This window comes from Natrialba sp. SSL1, from assembly GCF_001861355.1.
Taxonomy (GTDB): Archaea; Halobacteriota; Halobacteria; order Halobacteriales; family Natrialbaceae; genus Natrialba.
The window spans coordinates 1-585 of sequence record NZ_MASN01000010.1; the positions used below are offsets into that span (position 1 = coordinate 1).

Annotated in this window: 1 pseudogene; it reads left to right on the forward strand. The window is 60.0% G+C overall.

The features are described from left to right. A pseudogene (locus BBD46_RS02530) lies at window positions 1–585 on the forward strand (transposase); the annotation flags it as partial.

The following is a 585-nucleotide window of genomic DNA, read 5'->3' on the forward strand; positions in this document are numbered from 1 at the left end:
ACCGTCGTCGCATCAAAGAACAACTCTGGGATGACGGTGACTACCTCTCGTCGGGCTACGTGGACATCCTCGTCGACCAACTCAACAGCTACTACGACCGCCACGGCACGTATCCACCCACGTATTTCGAACTGCAGGACTGTCCAGAGTACGATAGCGGCGTCTTGCCGTTCTCTGCGGACGACGGCCCAACCAGCGGCCAAGCCGTCAACTACCAGTACGACGCCGACAGTGAGATGTTGACCATCCGGCTCAAGACGCCAGACACGCCGTCGCCGGAGACACGAGGTGACTGGTCGTGGACGGAGTACGAGCGCGACGGCTACGAGGCGTTTCATGACCTCCTCGCTCACGGCGATCTCTCGGCTCCCGAGTTTCAGCCCGCTCGTCGAAAGACCGGTGATGCCTACTATGAACTGTCCTTCCCAGTCGAAGTCGACCACGCGGAGACGACTGACGACGTTGACTGCGTGCTGGCACTCGACGCCGGGATGCGAAAAGACATGACTGTCGTGGTGGCCACAGACGATGGCGAGCAACGATCCACGCCACAGTTCATCCAGTTCACAGACCGCGAGAAGATGC